The sequence below is a fragment of the Actinotalea endophytica genome (assembly GCF_025717005.1).
Lineage (GTDB): Bacteria > Actinomycetota > Actinomycetes > Actinomycetales > Cellulomonadaceae > Actinotalea.
In genome coordinates, this window is sequence record NZ_JAOVZU010000007.1 from 41,745 (window position 1) to 67,109 (window position 25,365).

The window sequence follows — 25,365 nt, forward strand, 5'->3', positions numbered from 1 at the left end:
GTGACGGCGATCGAGGTGCGACGAGCGGCACACTCCGATGTGCGCGGTCACGCCGAAGAGCGCAACCCTGTCCACGAGTTCGCTGGCTGTGGCCGAGTTCGCTGACCACACCCAGCGAACTCGGCTCCGACCAGCGAACTCGGCCACCGGACCCGCGCGGTCATGCCGCAGGGTGCGCGCTGAGCCCGCGGTCCGGAGGCGCCCACCTGACGAGAGCGTCAAGCCTCTCGAGCACCCCTAGGAGCTCGAAGGGCGCCGGTGGACGGGTGCCCGACCCGTGCGCATCGTCGACGATCGTGCGGTCCTCCCGGGTCTGCGCGCCAGAACGGCATGCCCACCCAGCCCCCACCCCCCATCGCGTCCGAGGTACCCACCCGCGACCCGACCGCCGTCAGGCCGCGGTGCGGATCCGCTCGTCCAGCACGCCGAAGGAACGACGCAGGCCGACGCTGAAGGCCTCGAGGTCGTCCGGGTCGTACCCGACGACCTCCCGCTCGCCGAGGAGTCGCCGCAGCTCGACCGCGGCCGGTGCGGGATCGGCAGCGATCGCCGCCAGCCGGTCACGCCGGCCGACGAGCATCACCCAGGCGCGCGCCCGCAGCATCGATGAGACCTCCCACACGAGGTTCTCGGTCGGGAACGACATGTCGACGATCACCGCGTCGCTGGTCGCGGCGAGTCGCAGCACGACCAGCTGCCACAACCGGTCGGCGACCCGGGCGATCGTGATGCGCGGTGCGAGCACCCGCCGCACCCGCCGCCGCAGACGGCGGCACGTGGGCTCGACCTGCGACTCGCGGGTGATCGCGATCGCCTTGGACCGCTCGGCCTGGCGGGCCGAACGCCCGACCGCGGTGAGCGCCAGGCCGCCGGCGGCCGGCACGGCGATCAGGAGCCCGAAGAACACCACGACGAGTCCCACCATCAGGGCCCCGATGGCCGCCGCGAACGCCCCGGCGAAGATCCCCTGGATCGCCGCGCCGAACTCGCTCTCGCCCTCGGCCCGGGCCTGCTCCACCGCGGCGTCGGCGGCCTCCCCCGCGACGTCGCCCATCGGATCGCTCTGCAGCCACTGCACGGCCTGGAAGACGAGGTAGACGGCCAGCGCCACCAGGGCGAGCCTCAGCAGGCGCACCACCCAGCGCCGGCCACTCGCGACCCCGAGCGGTGCCGCGTCGTTGTCGTCCAGGGTCACCAGGCGCCACCGCGCACCGAGGCCGGACGCGATCGCGGAGCTCATCGCCGCCGACGCACCGGTGAACCCGAACTTGCGCAGGTACAGCACGAGGTGACGCTGACCGCGGATCAGCCGCACGCCCAGTCGCCACATCACGAAGCCCAGCAGCGCCGAGACCGCGATCGTGGCGACGAGGCCGGCGTCGAGCGTCGCATCGTCCAGGGACAGGTCACCGGTGCCGAGCATGATCGCCGGGACCGTGACGAGCGCGATCAGGACGATCCACGCCGCGAACGCGACGACGAGGCAGACCAGCCCGAGCGCGGTCAGCAGGTAGCGCCCCGCGTGGCCCCTGGTCTCACCGCTGAGCGACTCCACGATCCGGTACATGTCGGAACAGCCACCGTGCGCAGGCCGCGCGACCGTCGGTGGCGCCTCCTGCCCGCCCACGCTAGCCGCCGTCCCGGGGCCCGCCCAGACCCCGTCTCGCGGGGGACCGGCTGCGATACTGGCCACGGCACCCGCGCCGAGGGCTCCAGCCCCGGCGAGGAGCGGCCCGGAGGAGGCCCGATGATCCTCGTGTACGGCGGCGTCCAGGTGGACGCCGCAGAGACCTCGCCCGCCCGCTTCCCGGAGACCGCTGTCGCGGACGTGGCCGAGCGGTGCCGGCGTCTGCTCTCCCGCGTCCGGCCACGGATGGTGCTCGGCGCGGCGGCGTCGGGAGCCGACCTGCTGATCGCGCGCGCCGCCCGGCTCGAGAAGGTCCCGGTGCGCCTCGTGCTCCCGCACGACCGCGCGACGTTCCGCCGCACCAGCGTCGAGTCCCGAGGCGCGGCCTGGACCGACCGCTACGACCGGCTGCTCCTGGACCTCGCCGACCCGGCCGTCGAGGAGCACGACGACGCCGAGGGCACGGCGGACGTCTACCGACGGCACAACCGCCGGATGCTCGACCGCGCAGCTGCGCTCGCCGAGCCCGACGAGCAGGTGTGGTGCCTGGTCGTCCGGCCCGCTGCGTCCGAGCCGGCGTCGGTGAGCGACGACCTCGCCGCCGCCGCCGAGGAACGCGGGGTCCTGACCCTCGACCTCGACCCGACGGCCACCCCCGAGGGGCGGCCCACCGCCTTCGTCGCGATGCCGTACGGCCGGAAGTTCGACCCCGACACCCGACGCTTCGTCGACTGCGACGCGACGTTCGACCGGGTCTACGTCCCGGTGCTCGAGGACCTCGACCTGGAGTGGCAGCGCGCCGACCTCGAGGCCGACAGCGGGATCATCCACATCGGCATGATCGATGCGCTCGCGTCGTCCGACCTCGTGGTCGCCGACCTGCTCACCGGCAACGCCAACGTCGCCTACGAGCTGGGCATCCGCCACGCCCTCGCCCGGCGCGCGACGGTGGTGACCCGCCCGCGCGTCGCCGGGGTCAGCACCGTGCAGAGCGTTCCGTTCGACCTCAGGCCGAACCGTCACGTGACGTTCGCCGTGGACCGGGACGGCGTCACCGACGACGAGGCCACCGCGGCGGTCACCGAGCTGCGCCGCGTGCTCCAAGGAGTCCTGGCGAGCGCCACGATCGACAGCCCGGTGCTGGCCCTCTTCGAACGCGACGAGGCCGGGAGGCTGCGGCGCCGCAGCGACCTCGACGACGACCTGTCGACCGAGTCCGCCCTGCGCGCCGAGGTGCGCGCCGCGATCAGCTCCTCGTCGGTCGACCGGCTGCGCGCGGCTGCCGCCCGGCTCGACGCCGAGACCCTGCCCGAGCACGCGCTGCTCGGTCTGCGGCTCCAGCTCGCGGTCGCGCTGAGCGACGAGGGCGCCCTGGACGAGGCGGAGGAGCTCTTCCACCGGGCCGAGCCCGGCGCGACGGACGCGCTACGACTGACCTGGCTGCAGCAGCGCGCGCTGCTGCTCGGCAGGTCGGGGCAGGCGCTCGCCGAGGCGGGCGGGGCCGCAGGGGACCCGGTCGAGCGGTGGTCGACTGCCGAGCAGCTCCTCAACGAGGCCCGGACGAGCTTCGGGGACTCCGAGGAGACGTGCGGGATCGCAGCCGGGGTCGCCAAGCGCCAGTTCGGCTGGGCCCTCGAGCACGACGACCCGGTCGACGCCGAGGCGGCGCTGCAGCGCATGGCGTCGCTGTACCGGGCCGGCTTCCTCGCCGAGCCGAGCTACTACGACGGCGTCAACCTGGTCGCCGCGCTGCGCCTGGACCTGCAGCACTTCGGCCACGACGCGGCGCACGCGGACGAGATCCGGCAGACGCTGCCCGTGGCGTTGTTCTTCGCCGTGCGCGAGGCCCGGGCGGACCCGCGGGCGTTCTGGCCGGCGGTCACCGTCGCCGAGCTCGCACTGCACGACGCGCTGCTCGGCGACCGACCCGACCTCGGCGAGCCGGAGCGGCTCTACGCCGCGGCGTCGGCGATCGTGGCGCCCCGCGCGTGGCGCAAGGCCGCCGCCGACCAGCTGCGCCTGTTCGCCCGGTGCGGGGACGACCCGGGCGCGATCGATCGGCTGCTCCGGGTCCTCGACCGGTAACGACCTCCGGCGCGGCGCCGACGCCGCGGGGTGTGCGCCTGTGCCGGAGCGACCGAAACTCGAACCGCCACGTCTCGCATTTGGTACGCTCCCGGCATGGCACGAGCCGAGCCCGCCCGGCGAGGACCCAAGCGGAACGAGACGTCACGCCGCGCGATCCTCACCGCGGCGTTCGAGATCACCCGGGTCGACGGCGTCCGGAACCTGACCGTCGAGGGGATCGCAGCGCGTGCCGGTGTCGGCAAGCAGACCATCTACCGGTGGTGGCCGAGCAAGACGGACGTGCTCCTCGAGGCGCTCGCGGTCACGGCCGACCTCCGGGTGTCGGTGGCCGACCGCGGCTCGTACCGGGCCGAGCTCACCGAGTTCCTGCGCGACTCCTTCGCCCTCCTGGCCGCGCCGGGGGTCGGCGAGGCCCTGCGGGGCCTGATGGCCGAGGCGCAGCTCGACCCCGACTTCGGAGCCCGCTTCCGCGTCGACTTCCTCGAGCGCCGGCGTGCAGCGCTGGCCGAGGTCCTCGACCGCGCGCGGGCCCGCGGAGAGGCCCCGGCCCGACTGCCCGACGACCTGATCGCAGACCTGGTGTTCGGCACGATCTGGTACCGGACGCTGGCCACCGACCGCACACCCGGCGAGGACGACGCGGCCGCCCTGCTCGACCTCCTCGCCCCCGCGGTAGCCCGTGCCGGCACACCAGCCGAAGGAGAGAACCATGGCCCGGTGGAGTGAACGCGTCGTCGTCCTGACCGGCGCCACCGACGGGCTCGGCCGAGCCCTCGCGGGCCGACTGGCCACCGACCCGCAGATCCGCCTGGTCCTGCACGGCCGCGACCCGGACCGCCTCGCCGGGCTGCGCCGCGAGCTCGCCGACCGACCCGCCCGGGTCGACACCGTGCGTGCCGATCTGGCCGACCTCACGCAGGTGCGCCGCCTGGCCGACGACGTCGCCGCGATCACCGACCGGATCGACGTGCTGGTCAACAACGCCGGGGTGGGAGCGGGCGAGCCCGACGGCACCACCCGCCGGCTCACCGTCGACGGCAACGAGCTCCGGTTCGCCGTGAACTACCTCGCGCCGTTCGCCCTCACCCAGAGGCTCCTGCCCCTGCTCGGTGCGAACGGCCCGGCCCGGATCGTCAACGTCGCGTCGATCGGTCAGGCGCCGATCGCCTTCGACGACCTCACGCTCGCCCGCGACTACAGCGGCGTACGCGCCTACGGGCAGTCCAAGCTCGCCCTGATCACCTACGGCTTCAGCCTGGCCGCGCGGCTCGACCCTGCCCGGGTGACGGTCAACAGCCTCCACCCGGCGACGTTCATGCCCACCAAGATGGTGCTCGACTCGGTCGGGTACAGCATCGACAGCCTCGAGACCGGCCTGGACGCCACCGATCGTCTGGTCCGCGGCCCCGCCCTGGACGGCATCACGGGCAGGTTCTACGACCGCACCGCCGAGGCCCGCGCGCTGCCCGACGCCTACGACCCCGAGATCCGGGAGCGACTCTGGCGCATCAGCGAGCAGCTCACCTGACCCGGCGCCCCGCCCGCGGCCAGGGCTCACGCCCTGGTCTCAGTCGACCGGCGCGACCCGGATGAGGTTCCCGTCCGGGTCGGCGACCACGAAGGTGCGCCCGAACACGTCGTCGTGCGGCTCCTCGACCACGGCAGCTCCCTTCGCGACCCACTCGGTGAAGAGCTCGTCGACCGCACCCGGAGCTCGCGGCACCATGAGGCCGACCTCACCGGTCCGCGGGGTGTCCGGCGCGACCGCCTCGCCACGTCCGCTCCAGAGCGCGAAGACGACGCCGGGCGCGATCTCGAAGGGGACGTAGCGCGGGGTGGTCATGATCGGCTCGATGTCGAAGAGCTCGCGGTAGAAGCGAGCCGCTCGCTCGACATCGGTGACGTAGACCAGGAACAGGTTCGGGACAGGCACGGCGTCTCCTCGAGGCTCGGTTTGTCGCGCCGCCACGGTCGCACCCGGGTCAGACAGGCAGTCGCCTCACGCGTCCGGGCGCACCGTGTGCGCGAGGTCGAGCGGCCGGCTGCGGCGCGGGCGCAGCACGAGGTGCTCGCCGACCAGCGCGCCGGCGACGAGCACCACGAGCACCAGCATCGCGGCGAGGTCCTGCCGCACCGAGTCGACGACGAGCACCACGAGCGACACCGCGCAGCCGAGCACCCCGGCACCGGCGACCACCTTGGCGCCGCGCGCGTCCTCGGTGACGAGCTCGGCCGCGTTCACCCCGGCGAACACCGCGAGGAAGATCGCCGACGCCATCGCGGAGATGCTCGCGACCGGCATCGACACCGCGAGCGCGACCGCCAGGACCGCGGTGATGTGCAGGCCCACGGGCTGGTTCCAGGTCAGCGTGTCCAGCGCTCGCGGCAGCTCGCCCTCCGACGCGATCGTGAAGCTCAGCCGGGCCGTGCCGTAGAGCGTCGCGTTGATCGCGGACAGCGTCGCCAGCACCGCGGAGACCGCCACGAGCGTGAACCCGAACTGCCCGAGCGAGCTCGACGCGGCCTCGGCGAGCGCGTAGTCGGCGGCCTTCGCGATCTCGGCCGGGGACAGCGACCCCACGGTGACGACCGCGATCACCACGTAGAGCACCGTCACGAGACCGACCGACGCGGCGAGCGCCCGGGGCAGCGTCCTCGCCGGCCGGACGGCGTCGGCGGACGCGTTGGCGATCAGCTCGAAACCCTCGTAGGCGACGAAGATCAGCATCCCGGCGGCGAGCACGGACAGCGCCGACACCCCGGTCCCCGGCTGGAACCGGTCCGCCGAGACCGAGGGCAGCCCGGCCGCGATGACGATCATCAGCATCGCGAGCTTGATCGCCACGACGGCGCTCTCCGACCGGGCCACCAGGCGCGCGTCGGCGAGGTTGATCAGCCACGGGACCATCACCCCCGCGGCGATCAGCAGCCGGAGCAGCGCGGCGCTCGGCTGGGTGCCCCCGGGGACGAGCGCCGCCGCGTAGCTGCCGAACGCCGAGGCGTAGAGGGCGGTCGTCACGACGTACCCGATCCACAGCAGGATGTTCAGGCTCCCGGTCACCTCGCTGACCCCGAAGGCCCGGTCGACGAACGTGACGGTGCCGCCGCTGCTCTGGAACCGCACCGAGAGCCGCGCGTAGGAGAACGCCGTGAGCCCGGCGACGACGCCCGCGACCACGAACGCGATCGGCGTCGCGCTCCCGGCCCGCGTCGCCGCGACGCCGAGCACCGCGAAGATCCCGCCGCCGACCATGCCGCCGATCCCGATGGCCGTCGCGCCGACGACCCCGATCGAACGCTCGCGAGGCCCCGACGACGCCATCTCTCGACTCTAGGTGCGGGCCCCGCGGGAGTCGCGCCCGCCGGTCCGTGCCGGGGCCCCCGGGCCGGCCGGCCCCCGAGCCTCGACCACGAACCGGTCGACGAGCAGGTCGTCCACCCAGGACGACGGCCCGACGGCGATCGCGAAGCCGCCCGGCTCCACCACCCGCCGCCCTTCGGCGTCCACGAGCGAGCAGTCGTGCACCTCGACCGCGAGCTCGACCACGCGCTCCTCGCCGGGTGCCAGCGGGACCTGACGGAACGCCTTGAGCTCACGTCCGGCCCAGGTGACCGAGGTCACCAGGTCGGTCACGTACACCTGGACCGTCTCCAGCGCGGGCCGGCGGCCGGCGTTGCGCAGGGTCACGCGGGCACGTACGGCGTCGTTCGGGCCGACGACCGGGGTGAGCACCTCGAGGCCGGCGTACTCGACCGCCGTGTAGCTCATCCCCTCGCCGAAGCAGAAGGCCGGGCGCTGCGTGAGGTCGGCGTAGCGGGAGCCGTGCTGACCACGCACCTGGTTGTAGTAGGTGGGCTGCTGCCCGACGTGGCGGGGCACCGACACCGGCATGCGTCCGGTCGGTTCCACGAGCCCGAGGAGCAGCTCGGCCACGGCACGGCCGCCCTGCATGCCCGGGTTCGCCGCCCACACGAGGGCCGCGGCGCGGTCCACCGACGGTGGCAGGACGAGCGGCTTGGAGGCCACCACCACGACCACGACCGGGACGCCCGTCCCGACGACGGCGTCGAGCAGGGCGGTCTGCGCGCCGACCAGCTCCAGGGTCGCCGTGGACCGGCCCTCCCCGACGAGCTCGATCCGATCGCCGACCACCGCGACGACCAGGTCGGACGCCGTCGCCGCCTCGACCGCCTCGGCGAGGAGCCCGGGATCCGGTTCGGCCGGGTGCACGACGGGCGGGCGAGGCTGACCGTCGGGGAAGGTGGGCCCCTCGGGGTCCGGCCCGATGGTGAGGATCTCGGCACCTCGCGCGTGCACGACGTCCCAGCTGTCCGGCACCAGCGCTCGCAGACCGTCGACCACGGTGGTGGTCATCCGCCGCGGGTGGCCGTGCGGCATCCAGTCCACCTGCCCGGAGCTGCCCGCCCAGTCGCCGAGCTGCGTCGCCGCATCGTCGGCGTTCGGCCCGACGACGGCGATGCGGCGCGGCACCGTCGGGTCGCCCACGGCACGCCCGCCGGCGCCCCGGCCACCTCGGTCGACGAGCGGGAGGGTGCCGTCGTTGCGGAGCAGCACGAGGGACCGTCGGGCCACCTCGAGGCCGAGGGCCCGGTGCTCCGCCGAGCCGATCACCGCGCGCTGGCGCGCGAGGTCGGGGCGCCGGGGGTCCTCGAAGAGCCCGAGCCGGATCTTGAGGGCGAGGATCCGGGCGACGGCCCGGTCGATCGCGGACTCGTCGAGCAGGCCGCGGGCCACGGCCTCCTGCGCGGCGCGGAAGAACGCGGGCGTGTTCATCACGACGTCGTTCCCGGCGCGCACGGCCGCCGCGGCGGCCGTCACGTCGTCGGCGAAGACCTGCTGCTCCCAGACCATCCGGCCGACGTTGTCCCAGTCGGTCACGAGCGCACCGCGGTATCCCCACTCGCCGCGGAGGACCCCGTCGAGCAGCCAGCCGTTGACCGTGACCGGCACACCGTCGATCGCCTGGTAGCCGAGCATCACGGCACCGCAGCCCTCGCGGGCGACGCGCTCGAACGGCGGCAGGAACCAGGACCGCAGCTTGCGCGGTGTCAGGTCGGCCTCGCTGGCGTCGCGACCGCCCTGGGTCTCGGAGTAGCCGGCGAAGTGCTTCGCGGTCGCGAGGACCGCGGACGGGTCCCACAGACCCTCGCCCTGGTAGCCACGGACCATCGCCGATCCGAGCTCCCCGACGAGGAAGGGGTCCTCGCCGAAGGTCTCGTCGACGCGCCCCCAGCGCAGGTCCCGGGCGACGTCGAGGACCGGGGAGAACGTCCAGTGCACACCGGTCGCCGCGACCTCCACGGCCGTCGCGCGGGCGGCGCGCTCGAGGAGGTCCGGGTCCCAGGTCGCGGCCATGCCGAGCTGGGTCGGGAAGATCGTCGCGCCCTCCCAGAAGGAGTGCCCGTGGATGCAGTCCTCGGCGATCAGCAGCGGGATCGCGAGCCTCGTCCGGGCGGCGAGGTCGTGCGCCTCCAGCACGGAGGCGGGTGAGGTGTGCAGGAGGGACCCGGCGCACAGCTCGACCACCGGCTCGCGGACCCCGCCGCGGGCGTCGAGCTGGAGCATCTGCCCGACCTTCTCCGCCAGGGTCATCCGGGCAAGGAGGTCCGCGACCCGTTCCTCGACGGACCGCCGAGGGTCGCGGTAGGCCGCATCCGCCGGGGGCCGCGCTCGGTCGACGGCCGCCGAGGCGCCCGGCAGCCCGGGGGCGGCACTCACGCGCGCTCCTCGACCGAGAGCGCCGCGATCGTCAGGTCGCCTCCGACGGCGCTCACCCGCACGGTGACGCGCCCGGCACGCGACGCCAGGTGCTCACCGGACCATCGGCGACCCTCGGTCGCGCCCCCGTCGGCGCCGATCTCGATCGGCCGGCCGTCCACCTCCACGCCGGGGCGCCCGCGGTCGGCCACGACGACGACCCGCCAGGGCCTGGCGCCGAGCTCGACGCTGAAGGCGAGCCAGTCGCCCGCGGCGAGGTCGGCGACGATCACCTCCTCGGGGGACCGGTCGGGGAGGTACTCGAACCGCGGCACGAGCGAGCCGTCCCGCGTGCGCAGCTCGACGGCGTCGCCGGGCCGGATCGCCGGGTCGGCCGTCGCGCCGGAGGTCCGGTACGAGCGTCCCGCGCCGAGGAACGTGAAGCCGTAGGCGGGCAGGGTCACCGGGGCGCGGCGGAAGAGCGCCGCGGTGATCTCCGGGCGAGGCGTGCAGCGCTCGACCGCCAGGTTCGCGAGCAGGTCGTCCAGGATCCGCTCGGCCTCGGCCGGGCTCGGAGGCGCACCGCGCCCGGCGGCGTGGTCCACCACCCGGTCCCACCCGTCCGGCGGGTCGACGGAGAGCGGTGAGGTGCGGGTGTCGATCTTCTTCCAGGTCCAGAAGTTCCAGCCGATCGCGCAGTCCTCGTACAGCTGGTGGGCCGCGGCCAGCCACTCCGGCGAGTTCTCCCCACCCTCGCCCATGTACACCGGGAGGCCGAGCCGGCGCCCGACCTCGAGGTAGCCCTCGACGGACGCCCGGCTCGGCGCCGACCAGTACTTGTGGAACTGCAGCGCCGAGTTCGGGTCCCAGACCTCGGTGAAGATCTCCCAGCCGGTCGCCCAGTGCGTGCCCTCGTACATCACCAGGTGGTTGCCGTCGACCTCGCGGATCGCAGCCGTGATGCGCCGGTAGACCTCGACGAGCTGGTCCGGGAACCGGTGCTGCCACTCGTTGGGCAGCGGCTCGTTGAGCAGGTCGTAGCCGAGCACCGTGGGCTCGTCCCGGTAGCGCCGCGCGATCTCGCGCCACAGCGCGACGGTCAGCTCGACGTTCCGGGCGTCCATGAAGAGCTCCGGCCGCCCTGCGGAGTCGTCGATGTTGGTTCCGGTCTGGCCGCCCGGTGCACCGTGCAGGTCGAAGAGGGCGAGGAGGCCCGCGTCGCGGCACCAGCCGACGAGCCGGTCGATCAACGCGAAGCCGTCCTCGAGCCAGTCCCCGTCGGACGTGACCAGCACCCGCCAGTTGATCGGCACGCGCACGTGGTCGAAGCCGCTCGCGGCGATCAGCTCGACGTCCTGGCGCGTGATGAAGGCGTCGCGGAACTCACGCCAGAACGCTCGGGCGCGCTCCTGCCCGACGAGGTCGACGACGAGCGCCTCGATCTGCCGGGGCGAGGCTGCCGCGTCGCCGAAGCCCCACATGTACCCCTCGGGGAGCAGCCACGTCCCCAGGCCGACCCCGCGAAGGTGCAGCGGCGTCCCGTCGGGGCCCACGATCAGGCCGTCGGCCGCCCGCACGAAGCCGTGCGGCGTGACGCGGTCGGGCATGCGGGCAGGCTCCATCACCGGGTGGTCCTCTCGAGCTCGTCGGGCGTCCTGACGCTCACCGGGGCGACCGGTGCTCACTTCAGGCCCGACATGGTGAAGCCCTGCACGATGTGCTTCTGGAAGATGACGAACACCACGATGATCGGCACGACCATCAGGGACGCACCGGCCATCTGCAGGGTCGGGTTGACGGTGATCTGCTGGTTCAGGAGCGAGAGCCCGACCGACAGCGTGTACTTGTCCTGCTCGGTCGCGATGATCAGCGGCCACAGGAAGCTGTTCCAGCCGGCGATGAACGTCAGCACGGCCTGCACGGCGATGATCGGCCGGGACAGCGGCAGGACGATCTGCAGGAAGATCCGCATCTCCCCTGCCCCGTCCAACCGGGCCGCCTCCAGCAGCTCGTCCGGGATGGTCGCCATGAACTGGCGGAACAGGAAGATCCCGAACGCGCTCACCAGGGTCGGCGCAGCGATCCCCACGAGCGTGTTGGTCAGGTGGACCTCGTTGAGGATCAGGTAGGTCGGGATCATCGTGACCTGGACCGGGATCATCAGCGTCATCAGCACCAGGAGGAACAGCGTGCCGCTGCCGCGGAACCGGTACTTCGCGAACCCGTAGCCGGCCATCGCCATGAAGAACAGCCCGACACCGCCGAGCAGCGTCACCACGATCGTGTTCACGAGGTAGCGGCTGAAGTCCAGCTCGGTGAACAGCCGGACGTAGGCGGCGAGCGTCGGCTCGCTCGGCCAGAACCTGGGCGGTACCGAGACCGCCTCGGTCGCCGGTTTGAGCGAGCTGGTGACCATCCAGACGAACGGGAACGAGGTGATGAGCGCTCCCGCCGCGAGCAGGGCGCCGGTCACCACGAGGACGGGGCGGCGGTGCTCAAGCATCGTCGGACCTGCGCATCCGGAGCTGGACCGCGGTGACCGCGGCGATGATCACGAACAGCACGATCGAACCGGCGCTCGCGTAGCCGAACTGGTTGAGGCTGAAGCCGTTCTTGAAGATGAACAGCGACACGGAGGTCGTCGCGCCGACGGGACCACCCTTGGTGAGCACGTACGGCTCGTCGAAGAACTGCAGCCAGCCGATCAGCGTCGTCACGGTGACGAAGAACAGCGCGAACCGCAGCAGCGGGAACGTGACGCGCCAGAACGTGGTCCACCGGCCCGCCCCGTCCAGCGCCGCCGCCTCGAGGTACTCGCGCGGGACCGACTGGAGGGCGGCGAGGAAGATGATGATGTTCAGACCCGTCGCACGCCAGACGGCGACCAGCGCGACGGAGAGCCGGGCCGTCGTCGGCTCCGACAACCACCCCACCGGTCCGACGCCGACCTGAGCCAGCAGCTGGTTGAGCAGGCCGAACTGGCTGTTGTACAGGTACCCCCAGATCAGCGAGATCGCGACGATCGCGGTGATCGCGGGGAGGAAGTAGAACGCCCGCAGGGCGCGGAAGAACCTGGACCGCGACATGTTGAGCGCGACCGCGACGGCGAGCGACACCACGATGATCGTCGGCACACCGATCACGACGAAGAAGGCCGTCGTTCCGAGGGCGTGCCAGAAGTCGGGGTCGGCGAACAGCCGCTGGTAGTTGCCGAGGCCGATGAACCGGATCGTCTCGGGGTGCCCGAGACCCCCGATGTCGAGGTCGGTGAGACTGACCCCGGCCGCGACCAGGATCGGCAGCAGGCCGAACGCCGCCAGGAGCAGCAGCGCCGGGGCCACGAACCCGTACGGGGCCAGCGCCGCGCGCCACCCGCCGAGCCGTCGGCGGCGGGCCGGCGTGGCCGCCCGCACACCTCGTGCCGCCGCGACGGCGGTGCCGCCGGGTGCCGCCGTGGCGGCACCGCCGTTCGCAGTCATCGGGCGGTTTGAGGCGCGAGAGTCGCGCGGGGGTGGGCCAGGGCCTGGTCCTCGTCGGCCCCGGTGAGGGCGATCGCGTTCAGGGTGTCGAGGATGGCCTGGTTCGCCTCCGCCCACGCCGTGCTCACCGGCAACGGCTTCGAGTCCTGCAGCTGCGCGGCGTAGACGGCGACCAGCGGGTCGTCCGCCAGTGCCGGGTCGTCGAACGCCGCGGTGACGGCCGGGAGCTCGCCGTAGCTCTGGTACCACGCGACCTGCGTCGCCGGCTCGGTGAGGAAGTCCAGCAGCTGCAGAGCCGCGTCGAGGTTCTCCGTGCCCTTCCAGACACCGAGGTTCGAGCCCGCGAACAGCGAGGTCGACGTGACGTCGGCCGGCACCGTCGTGACATCCCACTTCCCGTCCAGCTCGGGCGCCTGCTCCTTGATCGCATTTGCCAGGTAGGGGCCCGAGACGAGCATCGGAGCGGTCCCCGAGATGAATCCGGTGGTCTGGTCGAAGTCGCCCGCGGTGGGCACCGAGCCGTCCTGGTAGAAGCCGAGGTAGTGGTCCACTGCGGCACGGAAGCCGTCGGTGTCGACGTCGATGCTGCCGTCGGCGGCGATCAGGTCGGTGCCGGTCTGCCAGGTGTACGCGACCGGCAGCGGCGCGTCCCACTGCGGGATGTAGTAGCCGTACTGACCGTCGCCCCGCGCGGCGAGCGTCGTCGCGTCGGCGCGCAGCTCGTCCCAGGTCGACGGGGGCGCGCTGATCCCGGCCTCGTCCAGGATGTCCGACCGGTAGAACAGCACGCGGGTGTCGCTCACCCACGGCACCGAGTACATGCCGCCGTCGGGGTTGAGGTTCTCGGCCGAGACCGCGGACGGGAAGTTCGCGGGGTCGAGGTTCGGGTGGTCGGCGAGCTCGCCGCTCAGGTCCTCGAGCACGCCGGCGTCCAGGAACGACGCCAGCTGCGACAGACCGATCTGGGTGATGTCGGGCCCTTCGCCGGACGCGACCGCCGTGGTCAGCCGGTCGTTGACGTTGTCCCACGGGATCGCCTCGACGTCGACCTCGATCCCGGTGTCCTGCACGAACGGCTCGACCGCGGCCTCGAGGTTCGCACCCGAGTCGCCCATGACCCAGACCGTGAGGCTGGCCGGGACGGCGGGCGCCGACGACGAGTCGCCGGTGGCCTCCGACCCGGAGGCGGAGCTGCCGCACGCGGCCAGGCTGACGGCGGCGGCCACCGCCATCAGGCTCAGGCCGCCGCTGGATCGGTTGCTGATCATCGGATCTCCTTTGACACTGCGATGGGCATGGCGGGGCCGCCCGTGCGAGGCCCGCACGGGTGGGGGGTGTGGGCGAGGGCGGTCAGGCTCTGGACGACACTGCGACCACCGGCGTCTCGATGAGCTTCTCGAGGGGCAGCAGCGCGGCGCCGAGCGCGACCGAGTCCCCCTCGAACTGGCAGAGCTCGAGCTCGAACTGGCTGCCCGGGCGCTGCAGCGACGCCTCCCGGATCCGGGCTTCGAGCTCGTCGCGCCGGGATCGCATCAACCTGAGGCCGACCCAGCCGCCGATCACGACCTTCTGCGGGTTGGTCAGGTTCACGAGGTTGGCGAGCGACAACGCCAGGGTCCCGAGGGCTTCGTCGACGACGGCGACGGCCGCGGCGTCGCCTCGATCGGCCGCCGCCACGAGCGCGTCGAGCGCCCGCCACCCGGACCCGTCCGGCTCACCACCGCGCTCGCGCCACGCGGCGATCAGCGCGTCGCTCCCGACGTGGGCCTCGAGGCACCCGCGGCCACCGCAGCGGCACACCCGGCCGTCGGCGGCGATCTTCGTGTGGCCCCACTCGCCGGCACTGCTGCGTGCTCCCCGCAGCAGTCGGCCCGACGAGACCAGCCCCAGACCGACGCCTCGCCCGAGCAGCGCGACGACGGCGTCGTCGACCCCCCGCACCGAGCCGAACCAGATCTCGGCCGCGGCGAGCGCCTTGGCTCCGTTGTCCGCGAGCACCTGCAGCCCGGGGACGTCGACGAGCTCGTCCAGGTGCACCGCCGGCCAGCCGAGGCTCTGCGCGTAGAGCACGACCCCGTGGCCCGCGTGCGAACCGCCCGCGTCCTCGACGATGCCGGGCAGTCCGAGCCCGAGGCCGACGACGCGATCCCGGATCGCGGTGTTGCGACCCAGGATCGCGTCGACCGCGGCCTGCAGGGCGGTCGCGATCTCGGCCGGGTTCGCACCACGGGTCGCCGCGTCGCGGAACTCCCGGTCGACCCGGGTCATCGCCAGGTCGAACAGCTCGACCGCGACACCCTTCTCTCCGACGTCCGCGCCGAGGACGTACGCGCCGCCGGCCCTGATCCCGACCTTGACGATGGGGCGACCCCCGTCGGAGGGGACGGAGCCGCGGTCCTCGACGAGACCTTCGGCCTCGAGGTCCGCGAGGACGTTCGTGATCGTCGCGGGTGACAACGCCAGGGCAAGGGCCAGGCCGGCGCGGGTCGACTCCTGGCTCAGCACCAGCTCCCGCAGGACGCGGGAGCGGTTGCGCGCTCGGAGCTCGCGCGTGGTGAGCTGTTCCGGCATCGGACCCCCTTCGGTCGACACTTACTTTAAGTCATAGGGAAAGGATCCGCAACACCGCCACGCCTGCGGTCGACACCCGCCCGCGGGGGCGCCCCGCTCAGTCGCCCAGCACGGCCCGCACCACGGCGAGCGTGCGCCGCGTCACCTCGTCCAGCGATCGACCGGACTCGACGGCGCGCACGGCGCCCTGCACCGTGCCGAGCAGCAGTGCCGCGGTGAGCTCCGGGTCGGGCACCGGGAGCTCGGCGAGCGCAGCCCGCAACGGCGCCTCCTGGTCGCGGTGCAGCTCGGCCACTCGCGCGGCGCACTCCGGCGGGAGCGACGCGGTTCCGAGCGCGGCCAACGCGCGGTGCGTCGGGTCGGTCGCGGTCCGCAGCGCTGCCGCCACGAACGCCTCGACCTGGGCGCGTGGGTCGCCGGCCCGTGCGGTCACGACCGCGAGCTCGTGACCCGACCTCGGCATGAGGTCCTCGACCATGGCCGCGATCAGCGCGGGCGTCGAGTCGAAGTACTGGTACACGCTCGACCGCGCGAGCCCCGTGGCGCGGCCGGCCGCGGCGAGCGTGAGCGCGTCCAGACCGCCGTCCGCGACGATCTCCGCCGCGGCATGGAGCAGGGCCGCACGCCGGCGAGCGTGGTGCTCGACCACGGTCGGCGCGTCGATCTTCGGCACGGGCCCTCCTCTCCGTCGTGGGCGCCAGGGTACGGCCTCGAGTTGTTCCCGACGTCTATGTCGATATGATGCCGACATGACCGTCGACAACACCAGCCCGACCAGCCCGGGCACCCCGCACCGTTGGTGGGCGCTCGCCGCCGTCGCACTCGGTGTCTCCCTCATCATCATGGACGCGACCGTCGTCAACGTCGCGCTGCCGGTGGTGATCGAGGACCTGGGGCTCAGCGCCACGCAGGCCGAGTGGATGAACGCCGTCTACTCGCTGATGCTCGCCGCCCTGCTGCTCACCGTCGGACGGGTCGGCGACCTCTACGGGCGCCGCCGGATCTTCGCGATCGGCATGACGGTCTTCGTGCTCGCGAGCGTGGCCGCCGGCGCGGCCGGCTCCGGCGCGGTACTGATCGCCGCGCGCCTGGTGCAGGGCGCCGGCGCGGCCATGATCCTGCCCGCGACCCTGTCCACCCTCAACGCGGTGTTCACCGGACGCGAGCGCGGCATCGCGTTCGCGGTGTGGGGGTCCACGATCGGCGGCATGGCGGCCGTCGGTCCGCTGGTCGGCGGGTGGCTCACCACCGACGTCTCCTGGCGGTGGGCGTTCTGGCTGAGCGTGCCGGTGGGCCTCGCGGTGCTCGCCGGGATCGCCACCGTCGTCCCGGAGACCAAGGACGAGACCACCGCACCGGGCCTGGACTGGGCGGGTGTCCTGCTGTCGACGTTCGGCATGGGCGCGATCGTCTTCGCGCTGATCGAGAGCCGCACCTACGGCTGGTGGCTCCAGGACTCCGGCTCCCTGTCGCCGATCCCGGTGGCGCTGGCCGCCGGCGTGGCCCTGATGGTCGGGTTCGTCGCCGTCCAGCGCACCCGCCGCCGGGCCGGGCGCGTCGTGCTCGTGGACCTGTCCCTGCTCGGCGTGCGGTCGTTCCGGTACGGCTCGATCGCCGCGCTGATCGTCGCGCTCGGCGAGTTCGGGCTGATCTTCACCCTCCCCCTCCTGCTGCAGAACGCGCTCGGCTACACCGCGCTGCAGACCGGATGGCTGATCGTGAGCCTCGCGATCGGCACCTTCCTGATCTCCGGCGCCACGCCCCAGCTCACGGCACGCCTCGGGGGGCGCACGGTGGTGCGGCTCGGTCTCGCGCTGGAGGCCGTGGCCGTCGCCGGCCTGGCCATCACGCTGACCCAGAGCCTGGGCAGCTGGGGGATCGCCGGCTGGCTCTTCCTCTACGGCACCGGCGTCGGGATGGCGACCGCTCAGCTGACCAGCGTGATCCTCGCCGAGATCCCGGTCGCCGAGTCCGGCCAGGCGTCCGGGCTGCAGAGCACCTTCCGGCAGCTCGGCTCGGCCCTCGGCGTGGCCGTGCTCGGCACCGTGCTGCTGACCACGCTCGGCACGTCGACCGACACCCACCTGGCCGACGCCGGCGTCCCCGACCCGCCGCGCGGACAGCTCGTCGAGGCCGTGACGAGCTCGGCCGGCTCGGTCATCCCCTCGCTGCAGGCCGACCCGTCGACGGCGGTTGCCGGCGACGCCGGAGCGGCGGCACTGGTCCACGCCAGCAAGATCACCACCGGCGCGGCGGCGGCCGTCATCACGGTCGGTCTCGCCGCGACCTGGGCGCTGCCCTACGTGCCGCCCGCACCGCACGACCCGGGCCCGCGCGACACGGCCGCCGAGGAGCCCCGCAGGCGCGGGGGACGACGTCGGTCCACCGCCTCAGCGGCGTAGCCCCGGAGCCCCGCTCGGGAGCCGTCGCGGACCCGGGCGACCGACCCCCGGACCCGGGTCGACGTGGCTCTACAGTCGCGTCATGGGATGGGGTGTTCGCGCACGGCTGGCCCGAGCGATCGCGGGAGGTCCCGGCTTCCCGGTCGCGGTCCGCGCGCAGGGCGTCGGACTCGACGACGACGCCGTGCGCAGCGTGATCGACCTGTGCCTGCGGACCGGCGAGGCGATGCTCTCGCTCGGAGCGTCGGCAGGGGACGTGACCGGCGCGATCCGGCGCGTCGCCGCGGCATTCGGCCTGGACGGCTTCCAGGTGGACCTGACCTTCACCTCGATCACCGTTTCGTACGACCCCGGGGCACCCGGCCACCCGACGACCCTGATGCGGGTGGCACCCACCCGCACCACCGACTACGACCGCCTCGCCCGGGTCACCGACCTGGTGCGGGACGTCACGGCGACGCACGTCCCCCTCGAGCGGGCACAGCCGTTCCTCGAGGACGCGCACCGACGCCTCGACGCGGTCATCGCGACCCCCCGGCCCTACCGCCCCTCGGTCGTGACGCTGCTGCTGTCCGTGATGGCCGCTGCCGTCGCCGTCCAGCTCGGCGGCGGGTGGGCGGTCGCGGCGATCGCGGGTGCGACGACCGCCGTGATCACCCTGGTGGTGCGGTGGCTGGGCCGCCGCGGGCTCCCCCCGTTCTTCCTGCAGGCGGGCGGCGCCGCGGTCGCGACGGCCGTCGCCGTGCTCCTGCTGGTCGCGGTCCCGCGGCTGCCGATCGCGCTCGAGACGCTGCCTCCGTCCCTCGTCGTCGCCTCCGGGATCGTGGTCCTGCTCGCCGGGCTGTCGCTGGTCGGGGCCGCCGACGATGCGCTCAGCGGGTTCCCGGTGACCGCGAGCGGGCGGGTCTTCGAGGTCGTCCTGCTCACGCTCGGCATCGTGGTGGGGATCGGCGCGGTCCTGGACGCCGGCAGCCGGCTCGGGGTGCAGCTGGTCGTCGTCGACGAGCTGACCGGCACGGCGAACGCGCTGCTCCAGGTCGCCGCATCAGCGGTGATGGCGGCGGCGTGGGCGATGGCGTCCTACGCCCGCCTGAGGGCGGCGGCCGTGGCCGGCGCGGCCGGCGGCGCGGCCTGGCTGATCTACCTCGGGCTACGGGACGCGAACGTCGGCGCGGCGGTCGCCTCCGCCGGCGCCGCCCTGATCGTCGGCTTCGCCGCGGAGTGGTTCGCGCCGCGGCTCCGGGTGCCGGCGATCGTCACGTCGGCCTGCGCGATCATCCCGCTGCTTCCCGGTCTCGCGATCTACCGCGGCCTGTTCCTGGTGGTCGAGGCCGACTCGCTCTCGGACGGCGTGACCGTGCTGCTCGGTGCCGCGACCGTGGGCCTCGGCCTGGCCGCGGGCGTCACGCTCGGTGAGCTCATCGCGTCGTCCGTCCGGCACGGTGGCACCCGCGCCAGACGCGTGTGGTCACGCACCGTGCTGCCGGGCGGGCAGGACGCGCCCTCCTGACCTCGGGGACGCGAGCGACCTAGCCGCCCAGCCCGTCGGTCCACTCGGGTCGCCAGAACGCCAGGACGAGCACCACCACGTCGATCGCGATCCCGGCCAGCAGCTGCGCGTTCCAGTAGACGGCCAGGGTCGCGAGCGACGCGATCGAGCCCACCACCGCCAGGCCCGGCCAGATGACCCGCAGCCCCGGGAACCCCGTCACCGCGAGCCCCAGCAGGACGAACGCCACGACGGTGACCGCGACCAGTGCGACCGCCACCGGGCGCCGCGCCGGCTCGGGCACCAGCCAGGACCTCTCGACGGTGAACGGCCAGGTCGGGTCGTCCGGCTTGGGCACGAAGTACAGCAGGTGCACCAGGCCGTGTGCGGCGAGCAGGATGCCCACCACGACCTTGAGGAAGACCACCACGTCACCTCACCTCGTTCTCCTTCGCTGTGCCCCCTCGCCGCAGCTCGAAGGCGTCCATCAGCAGGCGCACGGCCTCGGTGCAGGTCTCCTCGCGCCACGCACCGGCCTGATCGGCGAGCCCGGCCGGCAGCCCACGGGCGTCGCTCGCGGCGTACCCGGAGCGGAACATCGCGAACCCGGTGACCAGTGCCGTGAGCGACTGCCAGAGCCGGACCGCGTCGCGCGGGGCGAACCCGACGCGGGTCAGGTACTCGAGGCCGCTGACCTCCTCGCCCGGCGTGCGCCGGCCCGCCAGCGGCACCAGGTTCGGATGTCGCGCGAGGACCCTCAGGTACTCGGTGTAGATCGCGCCGAGCATCTCCCGCCAGTCGTCGGGCGGCGCCTCCGGCAGGCGCATCTCCGCCCGCACGAGCCGCACCGCACCGTCGAGCAGGTCGTCGCGGCCGGACACGTGGTTGTACAGCGACGCCGCCTTCACGCCGAGGTCCGCCGCGAGCCGTCGCATGGTCAGCGCGTCGAGCCCGTCCCGGTCGACGATCGCGAGCGCGCGCTCGACGAGCAGCGCCCTGGTCAGCGGTGCACGCTGCACGGTTCTCACCCCCGCTCGCCCCTGACAGACTAACACTGTTAGTAGACAGGGTCCTCACCAGCGCCGACGTCGTTCGCCGGAGGCGTCGTCGCGCGGGCGAGGCCGTCCCGGCGGCGCCCGAGCACGAAGATCGTTTCCGCAGGCCGGTCCCAGCCCGAACGGCGTCAGGATCTGGGACCCTTCATGGCGTGAGTCGCGGTGCCGATGGGTGGTTCGTGAGACGGGGGCGATCAGCGGGCGCCGGAGACGCGATGCCATCGCGTCCTGCCGGGCTGCCCGTGCCACCCCCCGCCATCGCGCGCGCCGCGGCCGCGGCACGTGCCGCACGGCGCAGTGCCGGAACGGCTACCGCCGACCCCGCCGCCGGCGCGCGAGAGCCCCTCGGCAACGGGCCGTCCGGCGAGCACCCGACCCCCGCGGCGCTCGTCGACGCGCTGCTCCGACCAGGGGCGATCGGCATGGCGTTGCAGCCGATGGTCCGCCTGGTCGACGGCGCCGTGGTCGCCTACGAGGCTCTGGCCCGCACCGACGTCACGACCGGCAGCCCAGAGGAGTGGCTCGAGGTCGCGGCGTCAGCCGGCCGGCGCAACGACGTCGAGCTCGCCTGTCTCGAGGCCGCCGCCAAGCTCGGCACACCGCCGGAGGGCGCCCCGATCGCGGTGAACATCAGCCCGTCGGTGGTTCTCGACCCTCGGCTCCCGGACGTCCTGGCCGGTCTGCCCCGGCACGCGCTGGAGATCACCGAGCACCAGGCCGTCGAGGACTACGACACGCTGCGCGGGACCCTCGACCGGCTTCGCTCGACCGGCACCCTCGTCGCGGTCGACGACGTCGGAGCCGGGTACGCCTCGATGGCGCACGTGCTGGCGCTCGCCCCGACGTTCGTGAAGATCGACCGGTCGCTGGTGGACGGCATCCACGCCGACCCCGGGCGACGCGCGGTCGTCCAGGCGCTGCACGCGTTCACCTCGGCGATCGGCGGCCTCAGCGTCGCCGAGGGCGTGGAGGACATCGCCGACCTACGGGCGCTGCGCGCCCTGGGCGTCGACCTCGTGCAGGGTTTCGGCGTGGCCCGGCCGGAGGGTCCCTGGCCGACCCTCGACCCGGCGGCCCGACGCGTCCTGCGGCCGGGCGCGGACGACCTGCTGCCGGCCGGCACCGAGCACTCCGCCACGCTCGAGATCGCGCTCGCGACGGCCACCAGCCAGGCGCAGGCGTGCGAGGCGGTCGCCGCGCACATCGCCACGGTGGGCGGGCTGCTGCCGACCGTGTACCTGGAACGCGGTGGCGTGCTGCGCTGCCAGGCGCGCCGCGGCCAGTGGCTCGCGCTCGACGGCCTGCACCCGGGCGTCGGCATCACCGGGCTGGCCTACGCCGAGGAGCGCGAGGTCGTGGTCGACGACGTGACCACCGAACCCCGCTACCGCGCCGCCGTGCCCGGCATCCGCGCCGAGATCGCCGTGCCGATCCGGAGCGACGGGCGCGTGGTCGGCGTCTGCAACGTCGACACGGTGGTCCCGCTCAGCAGCACCGCCCGCGCCCTCGTGCGCCGGTGCGTGGCCCAGCTCGAGGACCGCCTCGACCAGCTGACCATCGGGCCCGAGACGTCGGGCGCGCTGCACGCGCTGAGCCGGTTCACCCCCGCCGTGATGGCGGCGGGCACGATCGACAGCGTCGCGAGCACCGCGCTCGCCGGTGTCCGAGACCTGGTCGACTTCACCTCCGGTTGCCTGTGGCGGATGTCCGACTCCACCGTGACAGCCGCCGTCGGCCCGCAGGGACGCGCGCTCGCGATGCTGCCGCCGGCTCGGGTGTCTGAGCTCGCCGCGCTGCTCACCGGGGTGTCGTCCTGCGTCGCCGGCGGCTCGGGCACGAGCCTCGCGTTCGCCGCGACCGACTCGCTGCGGGACCTCGGCGTGCGCGGCGTGCTGCTCATCCCGGTCCGCGACGGGCGACAGCTCACGGACCTGCTGGTGGTCATCTCGCCGACCCGTTCCGCCGTGGGGCCCGACCTCGTGGTCGCCGCCGAGCAGCTGTGCCTGCTGGCCGGGTCGCGCCTGGCCGCGCTGCGCGACCACACCCGGACGATGCACCGCCGGACCCGACCCGGCACCGTCGCCGTCCCGGAGCGCACGGCCGCCGCGCCGGTGCCGACCGCCGGCACCGCCTCCGGAGAGGTCCACGACACGGCCCCCCGACCCCGCGACGACGCCGACGGCGGACCCGAGGTCCCCGGGCCGCGCACCGAGCCGCCGGCACCCGTCGCCCCGCGGTCGAGCACGCCCCTGCCCGTCGCGCGGCGCGCGCGCACCGTCGCCGGTCACCCGGCCCGCACGCCCGGCGCGGGGCCGACCGAGCACTCCAACACCTACCAGCAGCACCACGAGGTGCCCACCGTCGCGGCACTGCCCGCGGTGCTCTCGGCGCTCGAGGCGTCCTGCACCGAGCTGACCGTCCTGCCCGACCGCGGGGCGCTCGACGCGCTCTCGGTCGAGGTGATCGTCGACGTCCTGCGAGGTCACCCGGCGCGTGGCGTCGACCGCGCCCGCGCGCTGCGGCCGGTCGTCGAGGCCGTCGGCGACCAGGTCACCGCACGGCGACTGCGCCGCACGGAGGCGATGGGCCTGCTCGAGCTCGGCCGGTTCGCCGAGGCACTCGAGGTCGCCCAGGCCCTCGCGTTCGACGTGATCGGAGCGAGCCGGGCGTGGCGCAGCACCGCGCTCGCGCTGGTCGCCGAGGCGTCCTCGTTGCTGGGCGCGACGACCGAGTCGATCGACGCCCTGTCCGAGGCCGACTGGCTGCTCCGCCAGGTTCGCCCCGGCTCGGCCGGGCACCTGTCCGCGGCACTCGGCGTGGTGCGTGCGGCGCGGGCGGCCCACCTCTACGAACGCGCCGACGCGGTGCTCCGCAGCATCGGACGGATCCCCACGCCGGACGTCGAGCTGGTGGTGGCGCACGAGCGCGCGCTCCTGGCCATGCAGTGGATGACGATGCTGCAGCTCGTGGACCGGCAGGACGAGGCGGCCCGCCTCGCGCCCCGGGTCGTGACGCACGCCCTGCAGGTCCAGGCCATCGCGCAGCGGCTGGGCGACGGGCAGTCCCGCGCCCGCGGCCAGGTGCTCGAGGCCGCCGGCTGGCACGCACAAGGCGAGGTCGAGCTCGCCGGCGGGGTCGCACGCACGGCGGCCGCCACGTACGAGCGACGTCCCGAGCTCGTCGAGACGGGCGTCCTCGAGCTGGTGCTCGGCGCGGCGGCACGGCACCACGGCAGCGCCGACGACGCCGCAGGACACCTCGCCGAGGCGGTCCGGGTGTCCGGGACCTCCGGACGCGCGGTCTGGGCCACCGCGGCGCGGACGGCGCTCGCCGACCTCGAGTCCACCCGGGACGTGGCGAACGCTGCCGCGCTGTGGCGCGCGGTGGCCGCATCGTCGATGGCGCTGGCGTGGGCCGAGCGCGACGCCCGCTTCGCGGCGATCGGCGGCCACGACTCGATCCGGGTGCTCAACGCCAACGTCGAACGGCACGGCCGGGCCAGCGAGGAGGACCCGCTCACCGGGCTCGGGAACCGGCGTCTGCTGCGACGGGTCGCACAGGGCATGGCGCCCGAGGCCGTGGTGTTCGTCGACATCGACCGCTTCAAGTCGGTCAACGACCGCTACTCGCACGCGGTCGGCGACCACGTCCTGCAGGTGCTGAGCCGGATCCTGCGGGCCACGTCACGCGTGGGCGACCTGCTGGTGCGCTACGGCGGCGACGAGTTCGTGGTCGTGCCGCACGGCGGAGCGGACGCCGCACGCCGGCTCGCGCACCGGGTCCGTGCGGCCGTCGAGGGGTTCGACTGGGGAACGCTCGCCCCGGGTCTCGAGCTCACCGTCTCGGTGGGCCTGGGGACCGGCGGCGCCGACTCCGACGGCGTCCTCGCCGCCGACGAGGCGATGCTCCGCGCCAAGCGCGCCGGCCGGAACCAGGTGGTCGAGGCGGGCGCACCCGCTCGGAGCGCCGACGAGCCTGCCTGAGCCGCGCCCGACCCGGACGGTCAGTACGTCGCGAAGTTCTGCGTGAGGTACCAGCCGTGCGCGGGGTCGTGCGCGACGCCGATCCCGACCGTGGTGTAGGCACCGAGGATGTTGGCCCGGTGGCCGTCGGACGCCATCCAGGCATCGTGCATCCGCTGCGCGACCTCGGCGGCCGAGAGGGTTCCGTTGTCGTTGATCCAGGCCACGTTCTCCCCCGCCGAGCTCCACCCGGACGGGATCTGCGACGCGTAGTCCGGGTTGTGGGCAAGGGCCAGCCCGCCGTCCGCGAGGTGCGTGGACCACGCCCGGGCGACCGAGTCGACGGCGCCCTTGCGCGCGAGCGCGCCGAGACCTGCGTCCGCGCGCGCCTGGTTGAGCAGGTCGAAGAGCCTCGCCTCGACGGTGGCGGTGTCGGCGGGATCGGCCGGTGCCGTGGTCACCGGCGGTGCGGACGTGGCCGGCGGCGCCGCGACCGGGGGTGGTGCCGTGGTCACCGCCGCCGACGTGGGCGGAGCGCTCGTGGCCGGCGCGGAGCCGTCCGCGCCGGGAGACCGCGTCCCGGACGGGGACGCCGTCGCGGGGACCGAGGGCTCTGCCGTCGGCGACGGGCCGCCAGGGGTCGAGGACGGTTCGGCGGACGGTGACGCGGCGGGATCCGGCGAGTAGGTCCACGCCGCGGGCGACGTGACCGCCGGGCGCGCCGACGGGGCGGCCGCGACGTCGGTCCCGGCACCGCCCACCGAGCGGCCGGCGAGCACCGCGGCGAGCACGGCGGCCACCACGGCCGCGGACGGCACCGCGACGGTCGCGACCCGCCCGGTGCGGCGCTCGGCGCAGTGCCGGCGCGAGGCCCCGGCATCGCGGCCGGGCAGGTCGGTACGACGGACATCCCGCGTTCGGATCGCGATCACTCCCCCAGGTGATGACGGCCGGACAGGCGCCCCACCCTAGC

At 74.0% G+C, this 25,365-nt stretch carries 19 protein-coding genes; 6 read left to right on the plus strand and 13 right to left on the minus strand.

Going from position 1 to position 25,365, the window contains the following annotated elements; all coding sequences use genetic code 11:
* Positions 1-391: 391 nt before the first annotated feature.
* Entirely contained in the window at positions 392-1,567 is a 1,176-nt protein-coding gene (locus OEB99_RS12785) for a hypothetical protein (protein ID WP_263577663.1), read from the minus strand.
* 180 nt (positions 1,568-1,747) lie between these two features.
* Between OEB99_RS12785 and OEB99_RS12790 the strand changes: the two genes are divergently transcribed.
* The 3 genes from OEB99_RS12790 (at position 1,748) to OEB99_RS12800 (ending at position 5,243) form a co-directional block, all read left to right on the plus strand.
* The gene (locus OEB99_RS12790; protein WP_263577664.1) at positions 1,748-3,712 is read left to right on the plus strand and encodes a tetratricopeptide repeat-containing protein; all 1,965 of its coding nucleotides are present in this window, start codon (positions 1,748-1,750) and stop codon (positions 3,710-3,712) included.
* A 96-nt stretch (positions 3,713-3,808) separates the two neighbouring features.
* Positions 3,809-4,441: a TetR/AcrR family transcriptional regulator gene (locus OEB99_RS12795; RefSeq protein ID WP_263577665.1), complete on the plus strand. Its 633-nt coding sequence runs from the start codon at positions 3,809-3,811 to the stop codon at positions 4,439-4,441.
* The gene (locus OEB99_RS12800) at positions 4,425-5,243 is read left to right on the plus strand and encodes an SDR family NAD(P)-dependent oxidoreductase (RefSeq protein WP_263577666.1); all 819 of its coding nucleotides are present in this window, start codon (positions 4,425-4,427) and stop codon (positions 5,241-5,243) included. Before OEB99_RS12795 ends, OEB99_RS12800 begins: the two co-directional genes overlap by 17 nt.
* Before the next feature lie 39 nt (positions 5,244-5,282).
* Here OEB99_RS12800 and OEB99_RS12805 read toward each other — a convergent pair whose 3' ends face one another.
* The 9 genes from OEB99_RS12805 to OEB99_RS12845 all read right to left on the minus strand — a co-directional run bounded on the left by OEB99_RS12805 (position 5,283) and on the right by OEB99_RS12845 (position 16,157).
* Positions 5,283-5,648, minus strand: a complete 366-nt coding sequence (locus tag OEB99_RS12805; RefSeq protein WP_263577667.1) for a VOC family protein — start codon at positions 5,646-5,648, stop codon at positions 5,283-5,285.
* Between the two features lie 66 nt (positions 5,649-5,714).
* Positions 5,715-7,037 carry an APC family permease gene (locus OEB99_RS12810; protein ID WP_263577668.1) on the minus strand — a complete coding sequence of 441 codons (1,323 nt, stop codon included), beginning with the start codon at positions 7,035-7,037 and terminating at the stop codon, positions 5,715-5,717.
* Positions 7,038-7,046: 9 nt separating this feature from the next.
* Positions 7,047-9,437, minus strand: coding sequence for an exo-beta-d-1,3/1,6-glucosidase (locus tag OEB99_RS12815; RefSeq protein WP_411910694.1), 2,391 nt, complete (start codon positions 9,435-9,437; stop codon positions 7,047-7,049).
* Positions 9,438-9,451: 14 nt separating this feature from the next.
* On the minus strand, positions 9,452-11,041 hold the full coding sequence (locus OEB99_RS12820) for a glycoside hydrolase family 5 protein (protein ID WP_263577670.1): 1,590 nt from the start codon (positions 11,039-11,041) through the stop codon (positions 9,452-9,454).
* A 74-nt stretch (positions 11,042-11,115) separates the two neighbouring features.
* Entirely contained in the window at positions 11,116-11,937 is an 822-nt protein-coding gene (locus tag OEB99_RS12825; RefSeq protein WP_263577671.1) for a carbohydrate ABC transporter permease, read from the minus strand.
* Complete coding sequence (locus OEB99_RS12830; RefSeq protein WP_263577672.1) at positions 11,930-12,913, minus strand: carbohydrate ABC transporter permease; 984 nt, start codon at positions 12,911-12,913, stop codon at positions 11,930-11,932. Before OEB99_RS12830 ends, OEB99_RS12825 begins: the two co-directional genes overlap by 8 nt.
* Entirely contained in the window at positions 12,910-14,181 is a 1,272-nt protein-coding gene (locus OEB99_RS12835) for an extracellular solute-binding protein (protein ID WP_263577673.1), read from the minus strand. Before OEB99_RS12835 ends, OEB99_RS12830 begins: the two co-directional genes overlap by 4 nt.
* Before the next feature lie 82 nt (positions 14,182-14,263).
* A complete protein-coding gene (locus tag OEB99_RS12840; RefSeq protein WP_263577674.1) occupies positions 14,264-15,484 on the minus strand; it encodes an ROK family protein in 1,221 nt (406 codons plus the stop codon).
* 97 nt (positions 15,485-15,581) lie between these two features.
* Positions 15,582-16,157: a TetR/AcrR family transcriptional regulator gene (locus OEB99_RS12845; RefSeq protein ID WP_263577675.1), complete on the minus strand. Its 576-nt coding sequence runs from the start codon at positions 16,155-16,157 to the stop codon at positions 15,582-15,584.
* A 76-nt stretch (positions 16,158-16,233) separates the two neighbouring features.
* Here OEB99_RS12845 and OEB99_RS12850 point away from each other — a divergent pair, with 76 nt between their 5' ends.
* Both OEB99_RS12850 and OEB99_RS12855 read left to right on the plus strand, forming a co-directional pair.
* On the plus strand, positions 16,234-17,886 hold the full coding sequence (locus OEB99_RS12850; protein ID WP_263577676.1) for an MFS transporter: 1,653 nt from the start codon (positions 16,234-16,236) through the stop codon (positions 17,884-17,886).
* A gap of 82 nt (positions 17,887-17,968) precedes the next feature.
* Positions 17,969-19,396 (plus strand): threonine/serine exporter family protein, encoded by a 1,428-nt coding sequence (locus tag OEB99_RS12855; RefSeq protein ID WP_263577677.1) that lies wholly within the window; start codon positions 17,969-17,971, stop codon positions 19,394-19,396.
* A 19-nt stretch (positions 19,397-19,415) separates the two neighbouring features.
* Here the strand turns inward: OEB99_RS12855 and OEB99_RS12860 are convergent, their stop codons facing one another.
* Together OEB99_RS12860 and OEB99_RS12865 are read right to left on the minus strand one after the other, a co-directional pair.
* The gene (locus OEB99_RS12860) at positions 19,416-19,805 is read right to left on the minus strand and encodes a hypothetical protein (RefSeq protein WP_263577678.1); all 390 of its coding nucleotides are present in this window, start codon (positions 19,803-19,805) and stop codon (positions 19,416-19,418) included.
* Position 19,806: 1 nt separating this feature from the next.
* The gene (locus OEB99_RS12865) at positions 19,807-20,394 is read right to left on the minus strand and encodes a TetR/AcrR family transcriptional regulator (protein ID WP_263577679.1); all 588 of its coding nucleotides are present in this window, start codon (positions 20,392-20,394) and stop codon (positions 19,807-19,809) included.
* 251 nt (positions 20,395-20,645) lie between these two features.
* Here OEB99_RS12865 and OEB99_RS12870 point away from each other — a divergent pair, with 251 nt between their 5' ends.
* Positions 20,646-24,413 carry an EAL domain-containing protein gene (locus tag OEB99_RS12870; RefSeq protein ID WP_263577680.1) on the plus strand — a complete coding sequence of 1,256 codons (3,768 nt, stop codon included), beginning with the start codon at positions 20,646-20,648 and terminating at the stop codon, positions 24,411-24,413.
* A 20-nt stretch (positions 24,414-24,433) separates the two neighbouring features.
* On the opposite strand, the gene OEB99_RS12875 is transcribed toward OEB99_RS12870, so the two are convergent.
* Positions 24,434-25,324: a CAP domain-containing protein gene (locus tag OEB99_RS12875; protein WP_263577681.1), complete on the minus strand. Its 891-nt coding sequence runs from the start codon at positions 25,322-25,324 to the stop codon at positions 24,434-24,436.
* Positions 25,325-25,365 lie beyond the last annotated feature (41 nt).

Bases quoted from the DNA above. Each gene is read 5' to 3' on its own strand.
- OEB99_RS12785 (WP_263577663.1), bottom strand. From the start codon at position 1,567: ATGTACCGGATCGTGGAGTCGCTCAGCGGTGAGACCAGGGGCCACGCG.
- OEB99_RS12790 (WP_263577664.1), top strand. From the start codon at position 1,748: ATGATCCTCGTGTACGGCGGCGTCCAGGTGGACGCCGCAGAGACCTCG.
- OEB99_RS12795 (WP_263577665.1), top strand. From the start codon at position 3,809: ATGGCACGAGCCGAGCCCGCCCGGCGAGGACCCAAGCGGAACGAGACG.
- OEB99_RS12800 (WP_263577666.1), top strand. From the start codon at position 4,425: ATGGCCCGGTGGAGTGAACGCGTCGTCGTCCTGACCGGCGCCACCGAC.
- OEB99_RS12810 (WP_263577668.1), bottom strand. From the start codon at position 7,037: ATGGCGTCGTCGGGGCCTCGCGAGCGTTCGATCGGGGTCGTCGGCGCG.
- OEB99_RS12820 (WP_263577670.1), bottom strand. From the start codon at position 11,041: ATGCCCGACCGCGTCACGCCGCACGGCTTCGTGCGGGCGGCCGACGGC.
- OEB99_RS12825 (WP_263577671.1), bottom strand. From the start codon at position 11,937: ATGCTTGAGCACCGCCGCCCCGTCCTCGTGGTGACCGGCGCCCTGCTC.
- OEB99_RS12830 (WP_263577672.1), bottom strand. From the start codon at position 12,913: ATGACTGCGAACGGCGGTGCCGCCACGGCGGCACCCGGCGGCACCGCC.
- OEB99_RS12835 (WP_263577673.1), bottom strand. From the start codon at position 14,181: ATGATCAGCAACCGATCCAGCGGCGGCCTGAGCCTGATGGCGGTGGCC.
- OEB99_RS12840 (WP_263577674.1), bottom strand. From the start codon at position 15,484: ATGCCGGAACAGCTCACCACGCGCGAGCTCCGAGCGCGCAACCGCTCC.
- OEB99_RS12850 (WP_263577676.1), top strand. From the start codon at position 16,234: ATGACCGTCGACAACACCAGCCCGACCAGCCCGGGCACCCCGCACCGT.
- OEB99_RS12855 (WP_263577677.1), top strand. From the start codon at position 17,969: ATGGGATGGGGTGTTCGCGCACGGCTGGCCCGAGCGATCGCGGGAGGT.
- OEB99_RS12870 (WP_263577680.1), top strand. From the start codon at position 20,646: ATGCCATCGCGTCCTGCCGGGCTGCCCGTGCCACCCCCCGCCATCGCG.